Below are 17963 nucleotides of genomic sequence, written 5' to 3' on the forward strand. Positions count from 1 at the left end.
GAAACGACCGTTGCCACCGTGCACAGTCCGCTCGACGACGTGTCCGCGACTGCTCTCCTCGGAGCTCGGACCAGGCACACCAGCGATGACGCTCTGTCACCACCGAATGTGAGCTTGGTGTTTAACCTCGCAGGTCACCCGACCTGCTGATCTGCGGTTCTTCCGGGGACAGTGGAGACGGCCGTTCTCCACGCTTCGAGATGTCGAGTAACGAAGCACGAGAGAACGGCCGCTGCCCATGAGTGTCCCCGTCGACGCGCCCGCAGGTGACGCGTTGGGTATCTTGTCCCGCTTTCGGGTTGAGTTCTACGACTGCCTCCACTCCCGCGCGGACGCGCTCTTCGACCTGACGGACGCCGTGCCATGTGCGGACGGTCCGGTGGTCTCGCTGCCCGAACTCACGCTGCTCGCCGAGCATCCGCGCGGGCACGGCGCGATGTACGGCGCGTTGAACAACGGCTGGCTGGAGCCGACGGCTGCGCCGGCTGCTGGCCTCCACCCCGCTGCCGAGGGCCGCCGACGGACGGATCGTCCTCGCGGTCGACGTGAGCAACTGGCTGCGCCCGGACGCCCCCACCAGCCCGGACCTGCTGTTCTGCCACGTCTACGGACGTGGCCGCAGCGCGGACCAGATGATCCCGGGCTGGCCGTACTCGATCGTCGCCGCCCTGGAGACAGGACGGACCTCCTGGACGGCGGTGCTGGACGCGATCCGGCTGGGCCCGGCCGACGACGCCATCGCCGTGACCGCCGCCCAGCTCCGGGAAGTCCTCGTGCGCCTCCAACGGGCCGGGCACTGGCAGCCCTGGATGCCGGACGTCCTGATCGTGACGGACGCCGGCTACGACGTCTGCCGCCTCGCCCACCTCCTGTCCGACCTGCCCGTCGAACTCGTCGGCCGGCTGCGCTCGGACCGGGTCATGCTCCGCGACGCCGGCCCCCGCCGCTCCGGGCCGCGCGGCGGGCAGCCGCGCAAACACGGCGGCGTCCTTACCTTCGCCAAGCCGGACTCCTGGCACACACCCGACACCACCACAACAAGCGACACCACCCGCTACGGCAGGGCCGAGACCCTGGCCTGGGACCGGATGCACCCCCGGCTGCAGGCCCGCGGCCCCTGGCTCGACCACGAGGGTGAACTCCCGTTGATCCACGGCACGTTGATCCGCCTGAAGGTCGACCACCTACCGGGCGACCACGATCCGAAGCCGGTCTGGCTGTGGTCCTCGCGCACCGGCATGACCGGCACGGACATCGACGTGCGCTGGCAGGCGTTCTTGCGCAGGTTCGATCTTGAACACACCTTCAGGTTCTGGAAACAGACCCTGGGCTGGACCACGCCGAAGGTCCGCGACCCGGCCGTCGCCGACCTATGGACGTGGCTGATCATCACCGTTCACACCCAGCTCCGTCTCGCCCGCCCCTCGCCGAGGACCTCCGCCGTCCCTGGGAAAGACCACGCCCGGCACACCGGCTCACCCCCGCCCGGGTCCGCCGGGGGTTCAGACACATCCGCGCCACCACCGCCCGCCCCGCAGCCGTGCCGAAACCCTCAAGACCCGGACCAGGGCGACCTCTTGGCTCACGAAACCGCAGACCGGCTACTCGCTACGAGCCCGGGAAGACCGTGAAGCGCCTCGAAACTCGAACAGAACATCTCCACGCAAAACGGGAGCAATGTTAAATATCAAGCTAAACTTGACTCTGTCGGGGATCTTGGAGTTTCCCGGTGCGGCAGCATGGTCGACGGGGGTGTGTCCAGTCAACGGCTGATCTTGGTTGTTGAGGTTCAGTGGCTGGTGGTGGGGGTGAGGCGTCCTTCGAAGGCGATCTGGAAGGCGTTAAGGGGCGCCTTCCAGCGCATCGTCCAGCGGCGGCGGCCCTTGCCGGTCGGGTCCAGGCTCATCAGCGCCATGTAGACGCACTTCAACGCGGCGGCCTCGTTCGGGAAGTGCCCGCGGGCCCGGACCGCCTTGCGGATGCGGGCGTTCACGCTCTCGATCGTTATCTGGAGTCGCCCGAAGGGCATCCATCATGTCCTGCACGACTCCGTGAGGGCCGGTCTGCGTTGTTGTGGATGTGCTTATCTGCCGCCGTCCACAACGGAGTTCGGCTGGAGGATCGGTGCTGGTGCAATGGGTGGGCTTCCTTCGTCGTCGCTGCAGAGAGCCGGCACCTGCCCAAAACGGGCCGGATGATCGGGATCGACTGGGGCGTCAGGGAGATCGCCACCACCACATCCGACACCCACGACCTTCCCCACCCACAACATGGCCGCGCCGCCGCGCAGAAGCTGGCCCGCTATCAGCGGATGACGGCGCGGCGCTGCCCTGCGAAGGGGCGGCCTGCATCGAGGGGCTATCGAGAGGCGAAGCGGCGGGCCGCGAAGCTGCACGGCAAGGGGGCCCGGCAGCGGCAGGACACCGCCCGCAAGTGGGCCAAGCGTGTGGTGCGAGATCATGACGTCTTGGCCGTGGAGGACTTCCGGCCGAAGTTCCTGGCGAAGTCCACGATGACCCGCAAGGTCACCGATGCGGCGATCGGTGCCACGAAGCGGGCCCTGCTGGAGATGGCCCGCAAGCACGGGCGCAACGTCCACCTGGTGAACCCGCGCACACCACGATGGACTGTGCACAGTGCGACGCGAGAACCAAGCACGCACTTCCTCTTTCCGAACGAACCTATGCCTGCACCGCTGCGGAGTCGTCCTGTCCCGGGACAGGAACTCAGCCCGCATGATGCTGGTCCGGGCTGGTCTGCAACCCGGCTGGTGCTGATCGTGTAAGACCTGCGCGCTCGCCGGGGCCGCAGGCAACGCGAGCCAGGAATTCACCCCGTTCACAGGGTGGAGGCGTCAAGCGTGTGGGTCATGGATCGGCGTCGCCTCGTCATCTCCGGCCGGGAGGGAGAGCCTCAGCCCGGACCGCCCCGTCGGAAGTCCCACACGGTCGGCGAAACCCGGGGCGCTGTGACCGGAGGTGCACGGCGGCACCGAATTCACGCTCCTGAACTGACGACGCACCTATTGACGGTAGTTGCACAACTCTCATACGGTGCACCCGCATTGAAGGTTTGAATCGTTTCACTACGGCGTTCGTGTTCGTCGCGCAGCCAAGTCGTCCCGCTCCGCCCGCCCCGTGTGAGGGAGTACTCCATTGGCAAGTCAGACAACACCCCCCGATCACAACTCGTCCCCCCTGCATGATCAGCCGCCACTCAGTCGGCGCCGCCTGCTGGGCGTGGGCTCGGCGCTGGTCGCCGGTGCCGCAGTGGCGGGAACTGTCGGCGCGTTCGGTGGCCAGGCAGCGGCGGCCGTAGAAACGGCGCGTGCCAAGCCCGTCGATCTGTCCCAGGCTCGCTGGATCTGGCACCCGGACGGGGATCGGCGAACCGGCGCACCCGCCGGGTACCGCTACTTCCGCAAGGAGTTCGACGTCTCCCAAGGCGAGGTGACGGACGCGCAGTTCGTCGTCACAGGTGACGACACGGTGGATGTGTGGCTCAACGGACAGCCTCTGGCCGGATCCCCCAGAGTCGCCGACTCCTGGCGCAGCGCGCTCTATGTCGATCTCAGGCCGGCCGTGGTGCCGGGCACCAACGTCATTGCGTTGGCGAGCAGGAGCACGGGCGGCCACGCCGGGGTCATCGGTCATCTGCGCGTCCGTACCACCGGCGGCACGACCGACTTGTCCACCGACGGTAGTTGGTCGGCGGGAAAGGATGTGCCGGAAGGCTGGGAGCAGGCATCCTTCGCCGAGGACGGCTGGTCCGCCGCCCTCGATCGGGGCGTCTACGGGATCGCTCCCTGGTATCGCAGGGTCGGCGTTCCGGAACTCGCGGGCGCGTCGCCCTTGAGGGTGGCCGAATGCACGGTCGAGCACCGCACCAGACCCATGGGTGTCGACGCCACACGGCCGCGGTTCGCCTGGAAGCTCGACTCGACGGCGCGACAGGAGCGCCAGGCCGCCTACCGGATCCAGGTCTCCTCCACGCGCGCGGGAACCGGAGACGTCTGGGACAGCGGCCGTGTCACCTCCGGGCAGCAGCTCGCCATCGCCTACGGCGGTCCCGGCCTCGCCGGCCTGACGCGTTACCACTGGCGCGTCCGTGTCTGGGACACCCAGGGCCGGGCGGGCGCATGGAGTGCGCCGCAGTGGTTCGAGACCGGTCTGCCGGCACCGGCCGAGGAGTGGCGTGCCGCGTTCATCGGCCAACCCGCGACTCCGGACCTGACAGGGGCCGCCTGGATCTGGTACCCGGAGGGCGACCCCGCGGCGGGACTCCCTGTCGAGACCCGCTACTTCCGCCGCACCTTCACGCTGACGGGGCCCTCCGCCGGCGCGACCCTGGTGGTCACGGGGGACGACACCGCGGACGTGTGGGTCAACGGCACCCAGGTGAGCACGTCACCGCGGGTGGCCGACTCGTGGAAGAGCGCCGCCCTCGTCGACATCACCGCCCATCTCGCCAGTGGCAGCAACACCATCGCGATTGCCACGCAGAACACGACTGATTCCCCGGCCGCAATGATCGCCAAGCTGACCGTAGCCGACGGCCCGACCGTCGTGACCGACACGTCGTGGAAGTCGTACAAGGACGCGCCGACCGGCTGGAACACGCCTGGCTTCGACGACAGCGACTGGCCCGCGGCACGCGTGGTCGCGCCCTACGGCAGCGGACCGTGGGGGGCCAACGTGCACGTCGTCAAGCCCGCTCCGCTCTTGCGCAAAACCTTCACCGTCCGTCGAAAGGTGGCCTCCGCGCGGCTGCTGACCACCGCGCTGGGCCTCCACGAGACCCGGCTCAACGGCAGAAAGGTCGGCAGCGACGTCCTGGCCCCCGGCTGGACCGACTACGGCAAGCGCCTGCAGTACAAGGTCTTCGACGTCACCGCGCAGATACGGCCCGGCGGCAACGCCCTTGCCGCCTGGCTGGGAAACGGCTGGTACTCCGGCAGCCTCGGCTTCGCAGGGAGCCAGAAGTACGGCTCGCAGCCGTGGTACTCCGCGCAGCTGCTCATCACGTTCACCGACGGCAGCACCCAACTGGTCACGACGGACGGCACCTGGAAGGTCAACACGGGTGCGATCAGGGCGGACGACCTGTATCACGGCGAGACCTTCGACGCGCGCCTGGACATCAGCGGCTGGGACGGCGCCGGCTTCGACGACAGCGGATGGGCCACCGCGGCCGTCTCCGGCGAGGCAACTCCGCACCTCGTCGCCCAGGTCGACAACGGTGTCACCGTCCAGCGCGAGTTCCGGCCTGCGGCGATCACCCAGCCGCAGACCGGAGTGTGGATCTTCGACATGGGGCAGAACTTCACCGGCTGGAACCGCATCGCCCTGACCGGTGCCGCCGGCACCACCGTCACCCTCCGCCACGGCGAGGTCCTCAACCCCGATGGCACGCTCTACACGACCAACCTGCGCTCCGCTCAGGCCACCGACCGATTCACCCTCGCCGGCACCGGCCGAACCGAGACCTACGAGCCCCGGTTCACCGTCCACGGATACCGCTACGTCGAAGTCACCGGCCTGCCCACCGACTTCACCCCCGACAAGGACACCCTCACCGGTCGTGCGGTGTGGACCGATGCCGCGCAGCCAGGCACCTTCAGCACGTCGGATCCACTGATCAACCAACTGCAGCACAACATCGTGTGGGGCGAACGCAGCAACATGCTCTCGATACCGACCGACTGCCCCCAGCGGGACGAGCGCCTGGGCTGGACCGGAGACATCGCCGCCTTCTGCGCCACCTCCACCTTCAACCTCGACACCCACGCCTTCCTCGCCAAGTTCGTCGACGACCTCATGGACGCCCAGCAGCCCAACGGCGCCTTCACCGACGTCGCGCCCGCAGTGATCAGCGGTTCCGGCACCGCCGGCTGGGGAGACGCGGGCACGATCATCCCGTACACCCTGTGGCAGCGTTACGGCGATCTCCACCTGGTCGACCAGCACTTCCCCGCGATCGCGAAATGGGTCGACTATCTCCGCAGCACCGCGGGCACCGACCTGATCCGCGATCAGCAGACCTTCGGCGACTGGCTCAACGTCAACGACAACACGGCCCAGAACCTCATCTGCACGGCCTTCTTCGCATGGTCGGCACGCTTGGTCTCCCGCATGGCGGCCGCCACCGGCCGCGCGGCACAGGCCACGTCGTACGGGCAACTCGCCGACCAGGTGGCCGAGGCCTTCACCGGTCGTTTCGTCGCGGCCGACGGCACAGTCAGCGGCAACACCCAGACCGGCTATGTGCTGGCTCTGGCCTTCGAGTTGCTGCCCGCCTCCCTGGTCCAGCCGGCCGCGGACAAACTGGCGGCCAAGGTCGCCGCGACAAACGGGCACCTCAGTGTCGGATTCCTCGGCGTGGAGAACCTCCTGCCCGTGCTGGCCGCCCACGGTCATGTGCAGACCGCATACCAGATCCTGTTGCAGCGCGGATTCCCCGGCTGGGGCTACATGATCGACCAAGGCGCCACCACGATCTGGGAGCGCTGGGACGGTATCCGCACCGACGGCTCCTTCAACGACCCGGGGATGAACTCCTTCAACCACTACGGTCTCGGCTCGGTCGGCGACTTCCTCTACCGCCACGTCGGCGGGCTCGGCCCAGGCAGCCCCGGCTACGCCTCCTTGCGCATCGCACCGCGACCCGGCGGCGGCCTGACCTCGGCCGCCAGCACGTACGAAACCCTCTTCGGTATGGCGCGGAGCGCGTGGTCGGTCTCCGCGGGGCAACTGACATTGCACGTCACCGTGCCCACCGGCGCCCATGCGGCCGTCACCGTACCCACATCGCAACCGCAGTCGATCGCTGCACCCGCCGAGGCGGTCCCGGCCGGTGCGGCGACGTACTACCTTCCGGCCGGTCAGTACACCTTCACTGCCGCGCGCTGACATCCGCCCTTCACACCGAGAAGGGTGACGCGCCCCGTACGGCGGCTGCCCGGGCGATTCGGCTGCGCCCACGACACGAAGAGGGGGACGTCCTGTCGCAGGACGGGGCGCCCGATCCCGGGCCCCCGACATGCGGCATCCTGGCGGGCATCCGGCCGGAGCGTGTGGACTGACGCCTTGTCCGTCGCCCTGCACACAAGAGTCCATCGCTCCGCAGATAAGGGGACGTCCGCGTCAGCGTGGTGGCGTCCGGCAAGGTCGACACCGACGTGGCCTCGCCCGACAGGGTCGACCTGGCGACCTGGCGACCTGGCGACCTGGCGACCTGGCGACCTGGCGACCTGGCCGAACTTGCCGAGACCGGCGTGCCGATGGGCCGCCGGGCCAAGCATCGGGAGGTGGCCGAGGGTGGCCCGCCAGCTGACGTCACCGGCGGCTTCCTGCGGACTGCTACGACGGTCTTTGTGTCCGGCGCCGGTGGTCGGAAGCCTCTCTCGTATGGGTGGCCGGTGCACCGGTACCCGGGCCTGTCTGCGCACCCGTGGTGAGGAGTCCGCTCCGTGGCACGTACAGAAACGGCTCCCGATCACCCGCAGGCAGCCAGCCTCCGGAACGGCGCCTGCTGGGGCCAGGCAGCCGATGAGCTCTCACTGTCCGGGTCGCAGTCTGCATCGAGTTGTCCGGTGTGGACGCGGGTACGACCTCGGCGCACCGCTGCCTGCCGGCGGCCCCCGTCCTGGTGCTGCTGGCATGGCCCGAGTACCGCCGGGAGGGCCAGCAGCCTGAGCGACAAGTGTTTTACGGGTTGGCCGGCGGGCGCTGTTCGCCGCACGTGAACTCGTCGTGGACACGACGCGGGCGGCGGAAGCGGCGTGGTCATGGCTGGAGGTCGGCTGCTCCCCGGGGCGGACCGTCGGCGCGAGTGAGGCGACGGCCGGGAGCTGTCCGTTCGGCCTGTTCGGGGAGTAGCGTGGGGTCGTCGGGAGCCTTTCGCGCACCGGTCCCGATACCGGTGTCGTTCCTGGTGAGCAACGGCACCGGGCAACTGCGCACGCACAGGGGTCCGGAGACGGGTTCGCACGATGTCCGCGATCACCGACCATCCGTTGCTGGGCGCCGCGCCTTTCAGGGCCCCGACCGCACGCCGGGTCACCCGCAACCGGCGGCTGCAACGCCGGGGCAGGGCCGACCGCGTTTCCGGAAGCCTGAAGCAGGCCGTCGAGAAGGCCAAGGGCGCCTTGAGGCGGAACGGAAGTGGTCCCCGATGATGTACGACCGGACACGCGCTCGGGTGCCGGCCGCTGATGAGCATCGGGCCGGCTATGGCATGCGGATGCTGCGTGTGACATCCGCGGCGCCGCCCAAGAGGACCCGCAGCCCCGACGCGTCGAGTTGCGTGGTGGCGGTGATCGTGGAGGGACTGCCGAGCGAGTCACCCATGTCGACTGCGATGTCGCTGATGCCCTGGCCGGCCAGGTGCGCAGCGAGGCAGGCGGTGCTGTTGGCGTTGGCGATGTCTTCCGCGACGCCGATCGACGGGGCGAACATCCGGGCCGCGACGCGGCCGGTGGGCGTCGGCACCGAGTAGGCGTAGCAGCCCAGGAAACCGAGACGGTCGCAGGCGGCACGGAGCCGTTCGAAGTCCGGACTGAGGGTGGTAAGAGCGGACCGCGTAGTAAGGGGAACCAGCAGCCGCGACCGCCCCACTGAGGCGACGCGGGCACCGGGAGCGAGTGTGCCCGAGGTGACACCGAGTGCGGACACGACAAGGTCGCACTCGATCGCTGTGGGCCCGCGGAGGTCTACAGGACCGGGGTCGAAGGCGGCATTGACATGCGTCTTCTCCCGTACGGACCAACCAGGGAAGACACGCCCTGCCGCATGGATGGTGGCTCGATACTCCCGGCCTTCGGCGCGCTCGGCCATGAAGGCCAGAGCGGCGACCGTCCCATGACCGCACGCAGGCAGTTCTCCCTCGGCGGTGAAGAAGCGGAGGGAAATGACCGGACCGCCCCGTCGGCTGTCGTGCACCGACACGAAGACGGCATGCGACGTTCCCATCAGAACCGGCACACGACGGCGCTCATCGTCGCTCAACGGCGCCTCGATCAGCACCGCGGTGGGACTACCGCCGTGGCTGTCGCGCAGACACGCGCGGACGATCGTGACGGGCAGACCGTATCTACTCATCGCAGTGCCGGGATCCTTGTGGCGGACCGGCGTCCGTTTCCTCCACCCACCGCTGGCTCCACGCATCCAGCGGTTGGAGGGCGTCGACAAGGTCCCCGCCGAGCTGAGTGAGGTGATATCCGTCCTCGCGCAGAGTAAGCAGACGGGCATCGGTCAGCTCGCCGAGCCGGGTGCTGAGCACACTGGAGGACATGCGCTCGCACCGGCGCTGCAACTCACGGAAACCGCCCGGCGCTTGACTCAGCTCCCACAGGATGCGCAGCGTCCAACGCCGTCCCAGCAGATCGAGTGCGGCCATGACCGGGCGTCCCGATGCGGACCCCCGCACCGGTACGCCGGGCCGCGGCGTTCCGCCTCCCATGTTCCCCGCTCCTCTTTGCGCTTCGCTTCTCGAAGCAGCATAGTGATTCGAAAATAGAAGCACTAGCTGTTGCGGGTCAGGACGTTTGACGATGCCGTTGGCAACGACTTGGGCGGTCGCCGTTCCAGGCGGTCGAGCAGTTCGGCTCGGCGTCGGCGTGCTGCAGCGGCGGTTCGTCCAGGACCGCCGCGAGGTCCGTCGCGTCCTCGACCGCCAGCGGATGACCGGCCGGCAGGACCACGCTGAGCTGTCCCGGTACAGCGGCAGCACGCTCAGCCGCTCCGAGCCGAGGGGCAGCCGCACGAAACCGATGTCGACGTCGCCGTCGAGGATCGCCCGCGTCTGGGTCCACCAGCGCATGCGGACCAGCTCGACGATCACGTCCGGCATGTGCGTTGCTGCGTGTGAGAAGCGCCTCGCGTATCAGGCACCTACTTGGTACCGTCGTGGTATGCCATCCCTGAACGTGTCCTTCACCGATGAGGAACTCGAAGGTGTCCGCGCGGCCGCAGCCGCCGAGGGCAAGAGCCTCAAGCAGTACCTGCACGACCTCGGCGTCCGCGAGATGCAGCGCCGGCAGTTCGTTGCGGGTGCGAGCGCGTGGGCCGAACGGTTGCGCGAGGAGTTCGACGGCGCCTTCCCTGACGAGGTACCGCCCTCCGAACGCCCCGGCGGAGCTGCGGTCGCCTGATGCACCTGCACATCGACGTTTCCTGGCTCCTCGACGTCCAGGAGGCCGCCCTCGGTACCGACGACATGTCGGTTGCCGACTACTCCGCCCTGGTCGCGGCCGTGGCCCGGCACAAGACGAAGCTGCCCACCCTCGAAACCGCCGATCCGGACGCCGCCTGGCGCGCGGCCGCACTCATGCACACCATCGTGCGACTCGAGCCGCTTCCACACCGCAACAGTCTGTACGCCGCCTTCGTGGCGGCCCAGTACATGGACCAATCCGGCGAAGGCATTGACCCGCCTTACGGCGCCCTGTCCGATCTCGTGCGGAAGATCCGGGACGCCCGCTTGCGTGTTCCGGAGGTCGCCGGCCAACTGCGGTCCTGGAGGATCTAGTGTGCTGCGCCTGAAATCACGGGCTTAAATCTGTTGCGGGTTATCGCTGGTTGGAGGAGTGACCTTGGTGAGGTAGTCGGCGAGGGATTTGAGGATCTTGTCGGCGGTCTTGGTCCAGGTGAAGGGTCTGGGGTTCTCGTTCCATGAGTCGATCCAGGCTCTGATGTCGTCCTTCAGCGCTTTCGCCGGGGTGTGGACGCCTCGGCGAGTGAGCTTGTCGGTGAGCAGGCCGAACCAGTGGGCCGCTCGTGGCGTTTCCGTCGGATTTTCCACTGCCCTGCTGTGCGCACTGCCTGCGATCAGGGGTGGGGCCGGGGAAGTGACGTGTGACTGACCGTGGTCGTCGAGAAGATTACGCCCTGGTGCGACGGTGTCTGGTTGAGTACCCACAGGCCGATCAGCGTGGCCAGCGTGAAGACGACGGCGATCAGGGCGGCGAGCACCAGCCGGCGCCGGTGTTCGCGCCGCAGCCATTCGCCGCGTGCCGTGCGGTAGGCGTCGGGGGCGGCCCGCACTCCGTCGGCGAGCGCGGCGAGGGCCTCGCTCAGTTCCCGTTCGGTGCGGTCCGGATCGGTGTCACGCGACGGAGTCGCGTCTCGCTGCGTCATCGCCGGGCCTCCATCGCATGGGTCAGTGCCGCGATGCCGCGTGCGGTGTGGGTCTTCACCGACCCGGAGGAGATCCCCATCGCGGCGGCGATCTCGTTCTCCTTCAGCCCGAGCCAGTGCCGCAGCACGAGCGTCTCGCGCTGCCGGGACGGGAGTTGCTGCAGTGCGTCGATGAGGACCCGCTGGTCGTCGCGGAGCAGCGCCGTGCTCTCGGCGGAGGCGACGGACTCGTCCGGCAGGACGGGCGGGTTCTCCACGTGCTTGCGGGCGACCTGGAGGTGACGTATCCGCATCCGGGTCAGATTGCAGACCGTGGAGCGCAGATACGCCTCCGCTGCTTCGACGTCCCTCAGGCGCCGCCACTTGCGGTAGATCTGGTAGTACGTCTCGGCCACGACGTTCTCCGGATCGTCCGCGCCCAGCAGCACGGCCAGGCGCAGCATCGAGGAGTAGTGCAGCTCGAAGAGCCGGGCGAGTGTGGCCTCGCGTTCCAGTTCGGCCGGGTCGGGCAGCGCGGGCGCGAGCGTCTCGCCCGCCAGCCCGACCTGCGGCTCCGGCGCGGGAGTCGGTTGTCTGCGTCTCACGGTCGGATCGCTCCCGTCTCCGGGCTCCGCCTGACGCTCAGGCGGGACGGCAGGTCGGTGAGGTCGGCGCCGCGCGGGGCGCCGAGACGTTCGGCAACGGCGGTGCCGGCCGCCGCCACGATCAGGTTGAGCAGCAGTGCGGCCAGGCCGGCGTAGGTCTCCAGCGGGCCGGAGCCGAGCGGCACGATGGACGAGAAACCCTCGCGTACGACCAGGTAGGTGCCCGAGGCCATGCCCACGCCCCATCCGGAGAGCAGCGCCCGAGGATGCAGCCGCCCGGTGAACAGGCCGACGGCCACGGCCGGGAAGATCTGCAGGATCCAGACCCCGCCGAGCAACTGGAGGTTGATCGCGTCCTGGTCGCGCAGCCCGAACACGAACGCCGCTGCCCCCAGCTTCGCGGTCAGCGAGACCGCCTTGGCGATGCGCACCTGCCGCTTGGGCGTGGCGGTCGGATGCACGTACTCGACATACACGTTGCGTACGAAGCTGGTGGCGGCGGCGATCGACATGACCGCCGCGGGGACCAGCGCCCCCACGGTGATCGCGCCGAAGACCAGCCCGGCCAGCGGGCCGGGCATCAGCCGGTCGACCAGCATCGGAACGGCGGCCTCGGCGCCGCCCTTCGGCGCGCGCACGCCCGTCGCGAGGGCCGCGATGCCGAGGAACCCGAACAGCGCGAGGAGCCCGGTCCAGGCGGGCAGCGCCACGGAGACCTTGCGCAGGGTGCGCGGTCCGTCGGCGGCGAACCCGGCCGTGAGCACGTGCGGGTACATCAGCAGGGCGAGCGCGGAGCCGAGGGCGAGGGTGGCGTAGGCGGGCTGCTGGGCGGGGGAGAGGAGCAGCGCCGGCGTACCGAGCTTCTGGGCGGCTCCGTCGAACACTCTGCCCGGCCCGCCGATCCGCTCCAGGACCAGCCAGGTGACCGCGGTGAGCGAGACGAAGACGGCGACCGCCTTGAGCGCGGAGATGACCGTCGGTGCCCGCAGCCCGTGCCGGTAGGTGGCCACCGCGAGCCCCGCGAACAGCGCCACCATCACCAGGTCCCCGGCCGCACTCCGCGGATAGACGCCCCCGGCTGTCAGTACCGCCCGTATGCCGAGCAGTTGGAGCGCCAGGTAGGGCATCGTCGCCAGGATTCCGGTCAGCGCCACCACCAGGGCCAGCGAGGGCGATCCGTATCGTCCGCGCACGAAGTCGGCGGCGGTGACGTAGCCGTGCCGGCGGGCCACCTCCCACAGCCGGCTCAGCAGCACGAAGGCGATCGGGCAGACGATCACCGTGTACGGCACCGCGAAGAAGGCGGGTGCACCGTTGCCGTACGCCAGTCCAGGTACGGCGGTGAAGGTGTACGCGGTGAAGATCGTGCCGCCGAGCAGGAACCAGGTCCACACCGGGCCCAGGCTGCGGTCGGCCAGCGCCCAGCCTTCCAGGGACGGCAGCCGGTCGCTGGCGTGCAGGCGTCGCGCGGTCACGGCGAGCAGCGACGCCCCGCCGATCACGGCGAGGAACGTCGCGGTCGTGGCGCCGTCGGCCATGGGGCACCGTCCTTGGTGTGCCTGAACCCTCGCGCAAGAGTTGCGCGTGCCCCGTGAACGGATGACAGGGAACCGGCGGGAAATTTCCCTGAAATGCGCTGTCAACCGGTTCCGGGGGGTGGGCAACTCTTGCACAGACCGACAGCGAGCGGGAGAGGAGCGCAGGTCATGGCACGGATCGGTCATCACCGGCTGCGGTGCGTCGCGATCGCCGTACTGCTCCTCGCGCCCGCCGCAGGCCTGCTGTGGGTCCCCTGGTACGCCGGAGCCGAGCCGCGGCTGGCGGGCACGCCGTTCTTCTTCTGGTACCAGCTCGCCTGGGTGCCGGGGTGCGGCCTGTGCCTGCTCGCCGCGTACGCGCTGACGGAGCGACATCGCCGCTGACTCTCTCTTCCTCTTCCTGACCTGTTTGTTGTCACACCGTTTCCGGTGAGGAGCCGCCATGCCCGCAACAGCCCTGCCCGAAGCCGATCCTCAGGCGCCCGATAAGTCACGTATGTCCCTACGGTCGATCCTGCTCTGGACCACCGTCGCCCTGCTCGGCGCCGTCGCCTGGGGCGTCCTCGCCCTCGCGCGCGGCGAGAGGATCTCCGCGGTCTGGCTGGTCGTCGCCGCCCTGGGCTCGTACGCCATCGCCTACCGTTTCTACTCCCGCTTGATCGCACGCCGGGTGCTCAGGCCGGATGACCGCCGGGCGACTCCTGCCGAACGCCTGGAGGACGGCGTCGACTTCCACCCCACGGACCGCCGGGTGCTGCTGGGCCACCACTTCGCTGCCATCGCCGGAGCCGGACCGCTGGTGGGGCCGGTCCTCGCGGCCCAGATGGGATACCTGCCGGGCACCCTCTGGATCGTCGCCGGGGTGATCTTCGCGGGAGCGGTGCAGGACATGGTGGTCCTGTTCCTGTCCATGCGGCGGGACGGCAGGTCGCTCGGGCAGATGGCACGGGAGGAGATCGGCCGGGCGGGCGGCGCCGCGGCCCTGATCGCGGTGTTCGCGATCATGATCATTCTGCTCGGTGTGCTGGCCCTGGTCGTCGTCAACGCCCTCGCGCATTCCCCGTGGGGTACCTTCTCCGTCGCGATGACCATCCCCATCGCCCTGTTCATGGGCCTGTGGATGCACCGGATCCGGCCGGGCCGGGTCGTCGAGACCAGCATTGTCGGCGTGGTGCTGCTCCTGCTGGCGATCATCGTTGGCAGCTGGGTCCAGGACTCCTCGCTCGCGTCCGCCTTCACCCTCAGCCCGACCAGCCTCGTCTTCTGCCTCGTCGGCTACGGCTTCGTCGCCTCCGTGCTCCCGGTGTGGATGCTCCTGGCCCCGCGCGACTACCTCTCCACCTTCATGAAGGTCGGCACCATCGCGCTGCTCGCGATCGGCGTCGTCGTGGCCGCTCCCGTCCTGCACGCGGACGCCGTCAGAAAGTTCGCCACCTCGGGCACGGGCCCGGTCTTCGCCGGCGCACTCTTCCCGTTCCTGTTCATCACCATCGCCTGCGGCGCCCTGTCCGGCTTCCATGCCCTGGTCTCCTCCGGCACGACGCCGAAGCTGATCCAGAAGGAGTCCCAGGTCCGGATGATCGGCTACGGCGCCATGCTGATGGAGTCGTTCGTCGCGGTGATGGCGCTGATCGCCGCCGCGGCCCTGGAGCCGGGCCTGTTCTACGCGATGAACGCACCCGCCGGACTGCTCGGCACGACGGCCGAGTCCGCGTCCCACGCCGTGGCCGGCCTCGGCTTCACCGTCACCCCCGACCAGCTCACCCACGCGCCGAGCGCGGTGGAGGAGCAGACCCTGATCGCCCGCTCCGGCGATGCCCCGACCCTCGCGGTCAGCATGTCGGAGATCTTTTCCGGCGTCTTCGGCGGCACCGCGATGAAGGCCTTCTGGTACCACTTCGCGATCATGTTCGAGGCGCTGTTCATCCTGACCACGGTCGACGCGGGCACCCGGGTCGGACGCTTCATGCTCCAGGACATGCTCGGCAACGTGTGGAAGCCGATCGGCCGGGTCCACTGGAAGCCGGGGATCTGGCTGTGCAGCGGCCTGGTCGTCGCGGCCTGGGGCTACTTCCTCTACTCCGGCGCCACCGACCCGCTCGGCGGAATCAACCAGCTCTTCCCGCTCTTCGGTATCGCCAACCAGCTCCTGGCCGCCGTGGCCCTCGCGGTCTGCACGACTGTCCTGATCAAGTCCGGCCGGCTGCGCTGGGCCTGGGTCACCGGCGTCCCGCTCGCCTTCGTCACCGTCGTCACCTTCACCGCGGGCTGGCAGAAGATCTTCTCCGGCGACCCCAAGGTCGGCTTCTTCGCCCAGCGCGCCAAGTACGCCGACGCCCTCGACGCGGGGCAGGTGCTCCCGCCCGCCAAGACCCTCGACGACATGCACACCGTGGTCACCAACTCCACCGTCGACGGCGTGCTGATCTCGCTGTTCCTGCTGTTGGTCGCCGTCGTGATCGCGAATGCCGCGGTGGTGTGCGTACGGGCCGTACCGTCGCCCGACACATCGATGACCACCGAGGCGCCGTACGTCGAGTCCCGCATCGACGTGCCCGAGCGGATCAGTGAGCCGCTGGTGGAGGTCCGGTCGTGAACGCCAGACGGTGGATACGCGCGGTCGGCTGGTACCTGCGCGAGCTGACCGGGGAGGCCGAGTACGACCGCTACTGCGAGCGCCACCGGCGCCACCACCCGCTCGCGCCGCTTCCGACCCGCCGCGAATACCAGGTGCTGCGCACGCTGCACCGGGAGGCCCATCCGCAAGGCCGCTGCTGCTGACCGGGGGCCTGCCGCCGGCAGGCCCCCCCGCGGCGGGCGCGCCGACCGTGCGCCCGCCCGTCACACGAGACCGGGACCCAGATGCTCAGACGCCGCTCAGCCCTGCTGATCCGCCCCGAACTCGACGACCACGCCCTGCACTCGATCCTGGACGAACTCCGTCCAGGCCGGCAGCTCCACGGTCTGGGCGCGGGCCGCACGCGTCCGCCCTGGGGGCCGGTGGCCGACCTGCTGAATGCCACGGGACGGGACTGGGACCGCCGGGTGCACCGGGTCGCCGTGCTGGCCCGTAACCTGCCGCCCTCGGTCGGCGACCGGTGGTCCGCCGACCGGCCCGGCGACGGGAACGCCCTGGCACTGCGGGCCTGGGCGGGTGCGGTCCGGGCCGCGGGCGAAGGACCGGGCGCCGCCCGGGAGGCCGAGCGGGCGTGCCTGCGGGCGGCCGAGTGCTGCCCGCAGGACCCCACTCCGTGGCTGGCACTGCTGCAGCTGATGCACTCCTTCGCGGTCCCGCCGGGCGACGCGGTCCCGGTGTGGAGCGAGGCCGTCACCCGCGCCCCCCGGCTGCGCACGGCCTACCACCAGCTGCTGCGCTATCTGTCCCCGCGCGGTCACGGCACGGTCCTCGGTATGCTGGACTTCGCCCGGCAGGCCGCGGACCGAGCACCCCACGGATCGCCGCTCGCCCTGCTCCCCGTCGCGGCCCGAGTCGAACTCGTCGCGCACCGGCAGCAGTTGATGCCCCTCGGGGCCGAGAGCCACTGGCACGAACCGCGGGCTGCCGACGAGGTGGCATCGGCCCTGTCCGACTGGTTCTCCGCTGCCACCGCACCGCACGCGGAGGCCGTCGCCGACCTCAACATTCTCGCCTTCGGCCTCGTCCGCATCCACCGCCCGGCCGAGGCCGCGGCCGTGTTCCGGCGCATCGGCCGCCACATGACACTGCACCCGTGGGAACTGCTGCCCGAAACGGAGCGCGCGTTCCTGTACTGGCGCGACCGTCTCGGACACTGAAGGCCATCACTCATCCGGTTCTCCAGCTTGCTTCGGGAGGCAGCGGTGAGGACGCACAGGATGCGGGCGAAGGCCGGATACGAGCGCGCCCCGGCAGGGCCTGCGGTCGTCTGGCGGCGCCAGCGGACGGGCTGGTACTGCACGGCCGGGCGTAGTCGATCAGCTTCACGCCCGCCGCTCGCCGCTTGATGGTGCGGTCAACTTCTGCGAACGCGCGGAGTCGAAGCCACCGCCCTCCGAATCGAACAACACACAACCACGGCAGCAGGACGCAGGACGGGGCTCCGGTGATCTGTCGGCGCGGAGGGCCGTCAGGCGGCCCGTGTAGTTGTCGGCGATGCCACCCACGACGAGGTTCATCACCCGGCAGGGCTCGATCATCTTGGGCCATGTCCCGATGCGCCCCCGTACCGAGCGCTCAGGTGATCCTCGGTGAGGTGCTTCAGCGTCTCCGGCGTCTGCGTGCAGGGCACCTATAGGTAGTAACAGCGTGGCGGCACCGAGGACGAGGCACGATTCCTGGACCGCTCGCGGACGCGGTCCTGGACGGTCGAAGAACGCGTCAGCTGACCCGAAGACCGACCGCCAGCGTCAGTTCAAGGGCCCGGTGCGGCGATGCGAGATCCGGAAACAGCCCCCGCAGCTGCGACATCCGGTACCGGACGGTCTGGGGATGGACGAACAACGCCGCCGCCACCTCGTCCCGCCTTCCCTGGTGCAGCAGCCGTTCCCGCAACGTCTCCTCCAGCCGCCGTGCGGTCGCGACAGGTACGGCAACTCGGCGCCGTTCCGGTCGAGTTCCAGTCTTCCCGATTCGGGGGGTGCCTCTATGTCTTTCGTCAAGCGAGGCGTGGGGTTCGGGGTTCGTAGAAGGTGCCGTCGCGGAGCATCGCGAACAGCACGTTGATCCG

Annotated in this window: 13 protein-coding genes and 5 pseudogenes; 9 read left to right on the forward strand and 9 right to left on the reverse strand. The window is 69.4% G+C overall.

All coding sequences use genetic code 11. The annotated features are described in order from the left end of the window. Window positions 1-238: 238 nt before the first annotated feature. Window positions 239-1684 (forward strand): annotated as a pseudogene (locus ACIRPX_RS39415) (NF041680 family putative transposase). A gap of 105 nt (window positions 1685-1789) precedes the next feature. Here ACIRPX_RS39415 and ACIRPX_RS39420 read toward each other — a convergent pair. Further along, window positions 1790-2002: pseudogene (locus ACIRPX_RS39420) on the reverse strand (transposase); the annotation flags it as partial. A gap of 138 nt (window positions 2003-2140) precedes the next feature. Here ACIRPX_RS39420 and ACIRPX_RS39425 point away from each other — a divergent pair. Together ACIRPX_RS39425 and ACIRPX_RS39430 are read left to right on the forward strand one after the other, a co-directional pair. After that, window positions 2141-2814 (forward strand): annotated as a pseudogene (locus ACIRPX_RS39425) (RNA-guided endonuclease InsQ/TnpB family protein); the annotation flags it as partial. A 455-nt stretch (window positions 2815-3269) separates the two neighbouring features. Then, window positions 3270-6908, forward strand: a complete 3639-nt coding sequence (locus ACIRPX_RS39430) for a family 78 glycoside hydrolase catalytic domain (protein WP_404204484.1) — start codon at window positions 3270-3272, stop codon at window positions 6906-6908. A gap of 1320 nt (window positions 6909-8228) precedes the next feature. On the opposite strand, the gene ACIRPX_RS39435 is transcribed toward ACIRPX_RS39430, so the two are convergent. Together ACIRPX_RS39435 and ACIRPX_RS39440 are read right to left on the reverse strand one after the other, a co-directional pair. Beyond that, the gene (locus ACIRPX_RS39435) at window positions 8229-9098 is read right to left on the reverse strand and encodes a PhzF family phenazine biosynthesis protein (protein WP_404204516.1); all 870 of its coding nucleotides are present in this window, start codon (window positions 9096-9098) and stop codon (window positions 8229-8231) included. Continuing rightward, complete coding sequence (locus ACIRPX_RS39440) at window positions 9091-9459, reverse strand: winged helix-turn-helix transcriptional regulator (RefSeq protein WP_404204518.1); 369 nt, start codon at window positions 9457-9459, stop codon at window positions 9091-9093. Before ACIRPX_RS39440 ends, ACIRPX_RS39435 begins: the two co-directional genes overlap by 8 nt. A 451-nt stretch (window positions 9460-9910) precedes the next feature. Here ACIRPX_RS39440 and ACIRPX_RS39445 point away from each other — a divergent pair, with 451 nt between their 5' ends. Together ACIRPX_RS39445 and ACIRPX_RS39450 are read left to right on the forward strand one after the other, a co-directional pair. Beyond that, window positions 9911-10150, forward strand: coding sequence for a hypothetical protein (locus tag ACIRPX_RS39445; RefSeq protein WP_404204486.1), 240 nt, complete (start codon window positions 9911-9913; stop codon window positions 10148-10150). Next, on the forward strand, window positions 10150-10527 hold the full coding sequence (locus tag ACIRPX_RS39450; RefSeq protein WP_404204488.1) for a toxin Doc: 378 nt from the start codon (window positions 10150-10152) through the stop codon (window positions 10525-10527). Before ACIRPX_RS39445 ends, ACIRPX_RS39450 begins: the two co-directional genes overlap by 1 nt. Window positions 10528-10551: 24 nt before the next feature. On the opposite strand, the gene ACIRPX_RS39455 is transcribed toward ACIRPX_RS39450, so the two are convergent. From ACIRPX_RS39455 to ACIRPX_RS39470, 4 genes are read right to left on the reverse strand one after another with little or no spacing between them, the layout of a single operon-like run. Continuing rightward, window positions 10552-10800, reverse strand: coding sequence for a hypothetical protein (locus ACIRPX_RS39455; RefSeq protein WP_404204490.1), 249 nt, complete (start codon window positions 10798-10800; stop codon window positions 10552-10554). A gap of 26 nt (window positions 10801-10826) precedes the next feature. Next, complete coding sequence (locus tag ACIRPX_RS39460; protein ID WP_404204492.1) at window positions 10827-11135, reverse strand: hypothetical protein; 309 nt, start codon at window positions 11133-11135, stop codon at window positions 10827-10829. Next, entirely contained in the window at window positions 11132-11719 is a 588-nt protein-coding gene (locus ACIRPX_RS39465) for an RNA polymerase sigma factor (protein ID WP_404204494.1), read from the reverse strand. Before ACIRPX_RS39465 ends, ACIRPX_RS39460 begins: the two co-directional genes overlap by 4 nt. Further along, the gene (locus ACIRPX_RS39470) at window positions 11716-13257 is read right to left on the reverse strand and encodes a sodium:solute symporter (protein WP_404204496.1); all 1542 of its coding nucleotides are present in this window, start codon (window positions 13255-13257) and stop codon (window positions 11716-11718) included. Before ACIRPX_RS39470 ends, ACIRPX_RS39465 begins: the two co-directional genes overlap by 4 nt. A 168-nt stretch (window positions 13258-13425) precedes the next feature. Here ACIRPX_RS39470 and ACIRPX_RS39475 point away from each other — a divergent pair, with 168 nt between their 5' ends. The 4 genes from ACIRPX_RS39475 (at window position 13426) to ACIRPX_RS39490 (ending at window position 17052) form a co-directional block, all read left to right on the forward strand. Further along, window positions 13426-13641, forward strand: coding sequence for a DUF3311 domain-containing protein (locus tag ACIRPX_RS39475; protein WP_404204498.1), 216 nt, complete (start codon window positions 13426-13428; stop codon window positions 13639-13641). Window positions 13642-13753: 112 nt separating this feature from the next. Next, entirely contained in the window at window positions 13754-15853 is a 2100-nt protein-coding gene (locus ACIRPX_RS39480) for a carbon starvation CstA family protein (protein WP_404204500.1), read from the forward strand. Then, window positions 15850-16038, forward strand: a complete 189-nt coding sequence (locus tag ACIRPX_RS39485; RefSeq protein WP_404204502.1) for a YbdD/YjiX family protein — start codon at window positions 15850-15852, stop codon at window positions 16036-16038. The genes ACIRPX_RS39480 and ACIRPX_RS39485 overlap by 4 nt, the downstream gene beginning before the upstream one ends. Window positions 16039-16119: 81 nt before the next feature. Next, the gene (locus tag ACIRPX_RS39490) at window positions 16120-17052 is read left to right on the forward strand and encodes a hypothetical protein (RefSeq protein WP_404204504.1); all 933 of its coding nucleotides are present in this window, start codon (window positions 16120-16122) and stop codon (window positions 17050-17052) included. Window positions 17053-17346: 294 nt separating this feature from the next. On the opposite strand, the pseudogene ACIRPX_RS39495 reads toward ACIRPX_RS39490, so the two are convergent. Together ACIRPX_RS39495 and ACIRPX_RS39500 are read right to left on the reverse strand one after the other, a co-directional pair. Then, window positions 17347-17448 (reverse strand): annotated as a pseudogene (locus ACIRPX_RS39495) (thioredoxin); the annotation flags it as partial. Between the two features lie 166 nt (window positions 17449-17614). Continuing rightward, window positions 17615-17824 (reverse strand): annotated as a pseudogene (locus ACIRPX_RS39500) (helix-turn-helix domain-containing protein); the annotation flags it as partial. Between the last annotated feature and the right edge of the window lie 139 nt (window positions 17825-17963).

The sequence above is a fragment of the Streptomyces sp. NPDC101225 genome, assembly GCF_044767585.1.
In the GTDB taxonomy this organism is placed as follows: domain Bacteria; phylum Actinomycetota; class Actinomycetes; order Streptomycetales; family Streptomycetaceae; genus Streptomyces.

Coding starts and splice junctions, on each gene's coding strand:
- ACIRPX_RS39450 (WP_404204488.1), top strand. CDS start 10,150: ATGCACCTGCACATCGACGTTTCCTGGCTCCTCGACGTCCAGGAGGCC.
- ACIRPX_RS39475 (WP_404204498.1), top strand. CDS start 13,426: ATGGCACGGATCGGTCATCACCGGCTGCGGTGCGTCGCGATCGCCGTA.
- ACIRPX_RS39480 (WP_404204500.1), top strand. CDS start 13,754: ATGTCCCTACGGTCGATCCTGCTCTGGACCACCGTCGCCCTGCTCGGC.
- ACIRPX_RS39440 (WP_404204518.1), bottom strand. CDS start 9,459: ATGGGAGGCGGAACGCCGCGGCCCGGCGTACCGGTGCGGGGGTCCGCA.
- ACIRPX_RS39490 (WP_404204504.1), top strand. CDS start 16,120: ATGCTCAGACGCCGCTCAGCCCTGCTGATCCGCCCCGAACTCGACGAC.
- ACIRPX_RS39435 (WP_404204516.1), bottom strand. CDS start 9,098: ATGAGTAGATACGGTCTGCCCGTCACGATCGTCCGCGCGTGTCTGCGC.
- ACIRPX_RS39460 (WP_404204492.1), bottom strand. CDS start 11,135: ATGACGCAGCGAGACGCGACTCCGTCGCGTGACACCGATCCGGACCGC.
- ACIRPX_RS39470 (WP_404204496.1), bottom strand. CDS start 13,257: ATGGCCGACGGCGCCACGACCGCGACGTTCCTCGCCGTGATCGGCGGG.
- ACIRPX_RS39445 (WP_404204486.1), top strand. CDS start 9,911: ATGCCATCCCTGAACGTGTCCTTCACCGATGAGGAACTCGAAGGTGTC.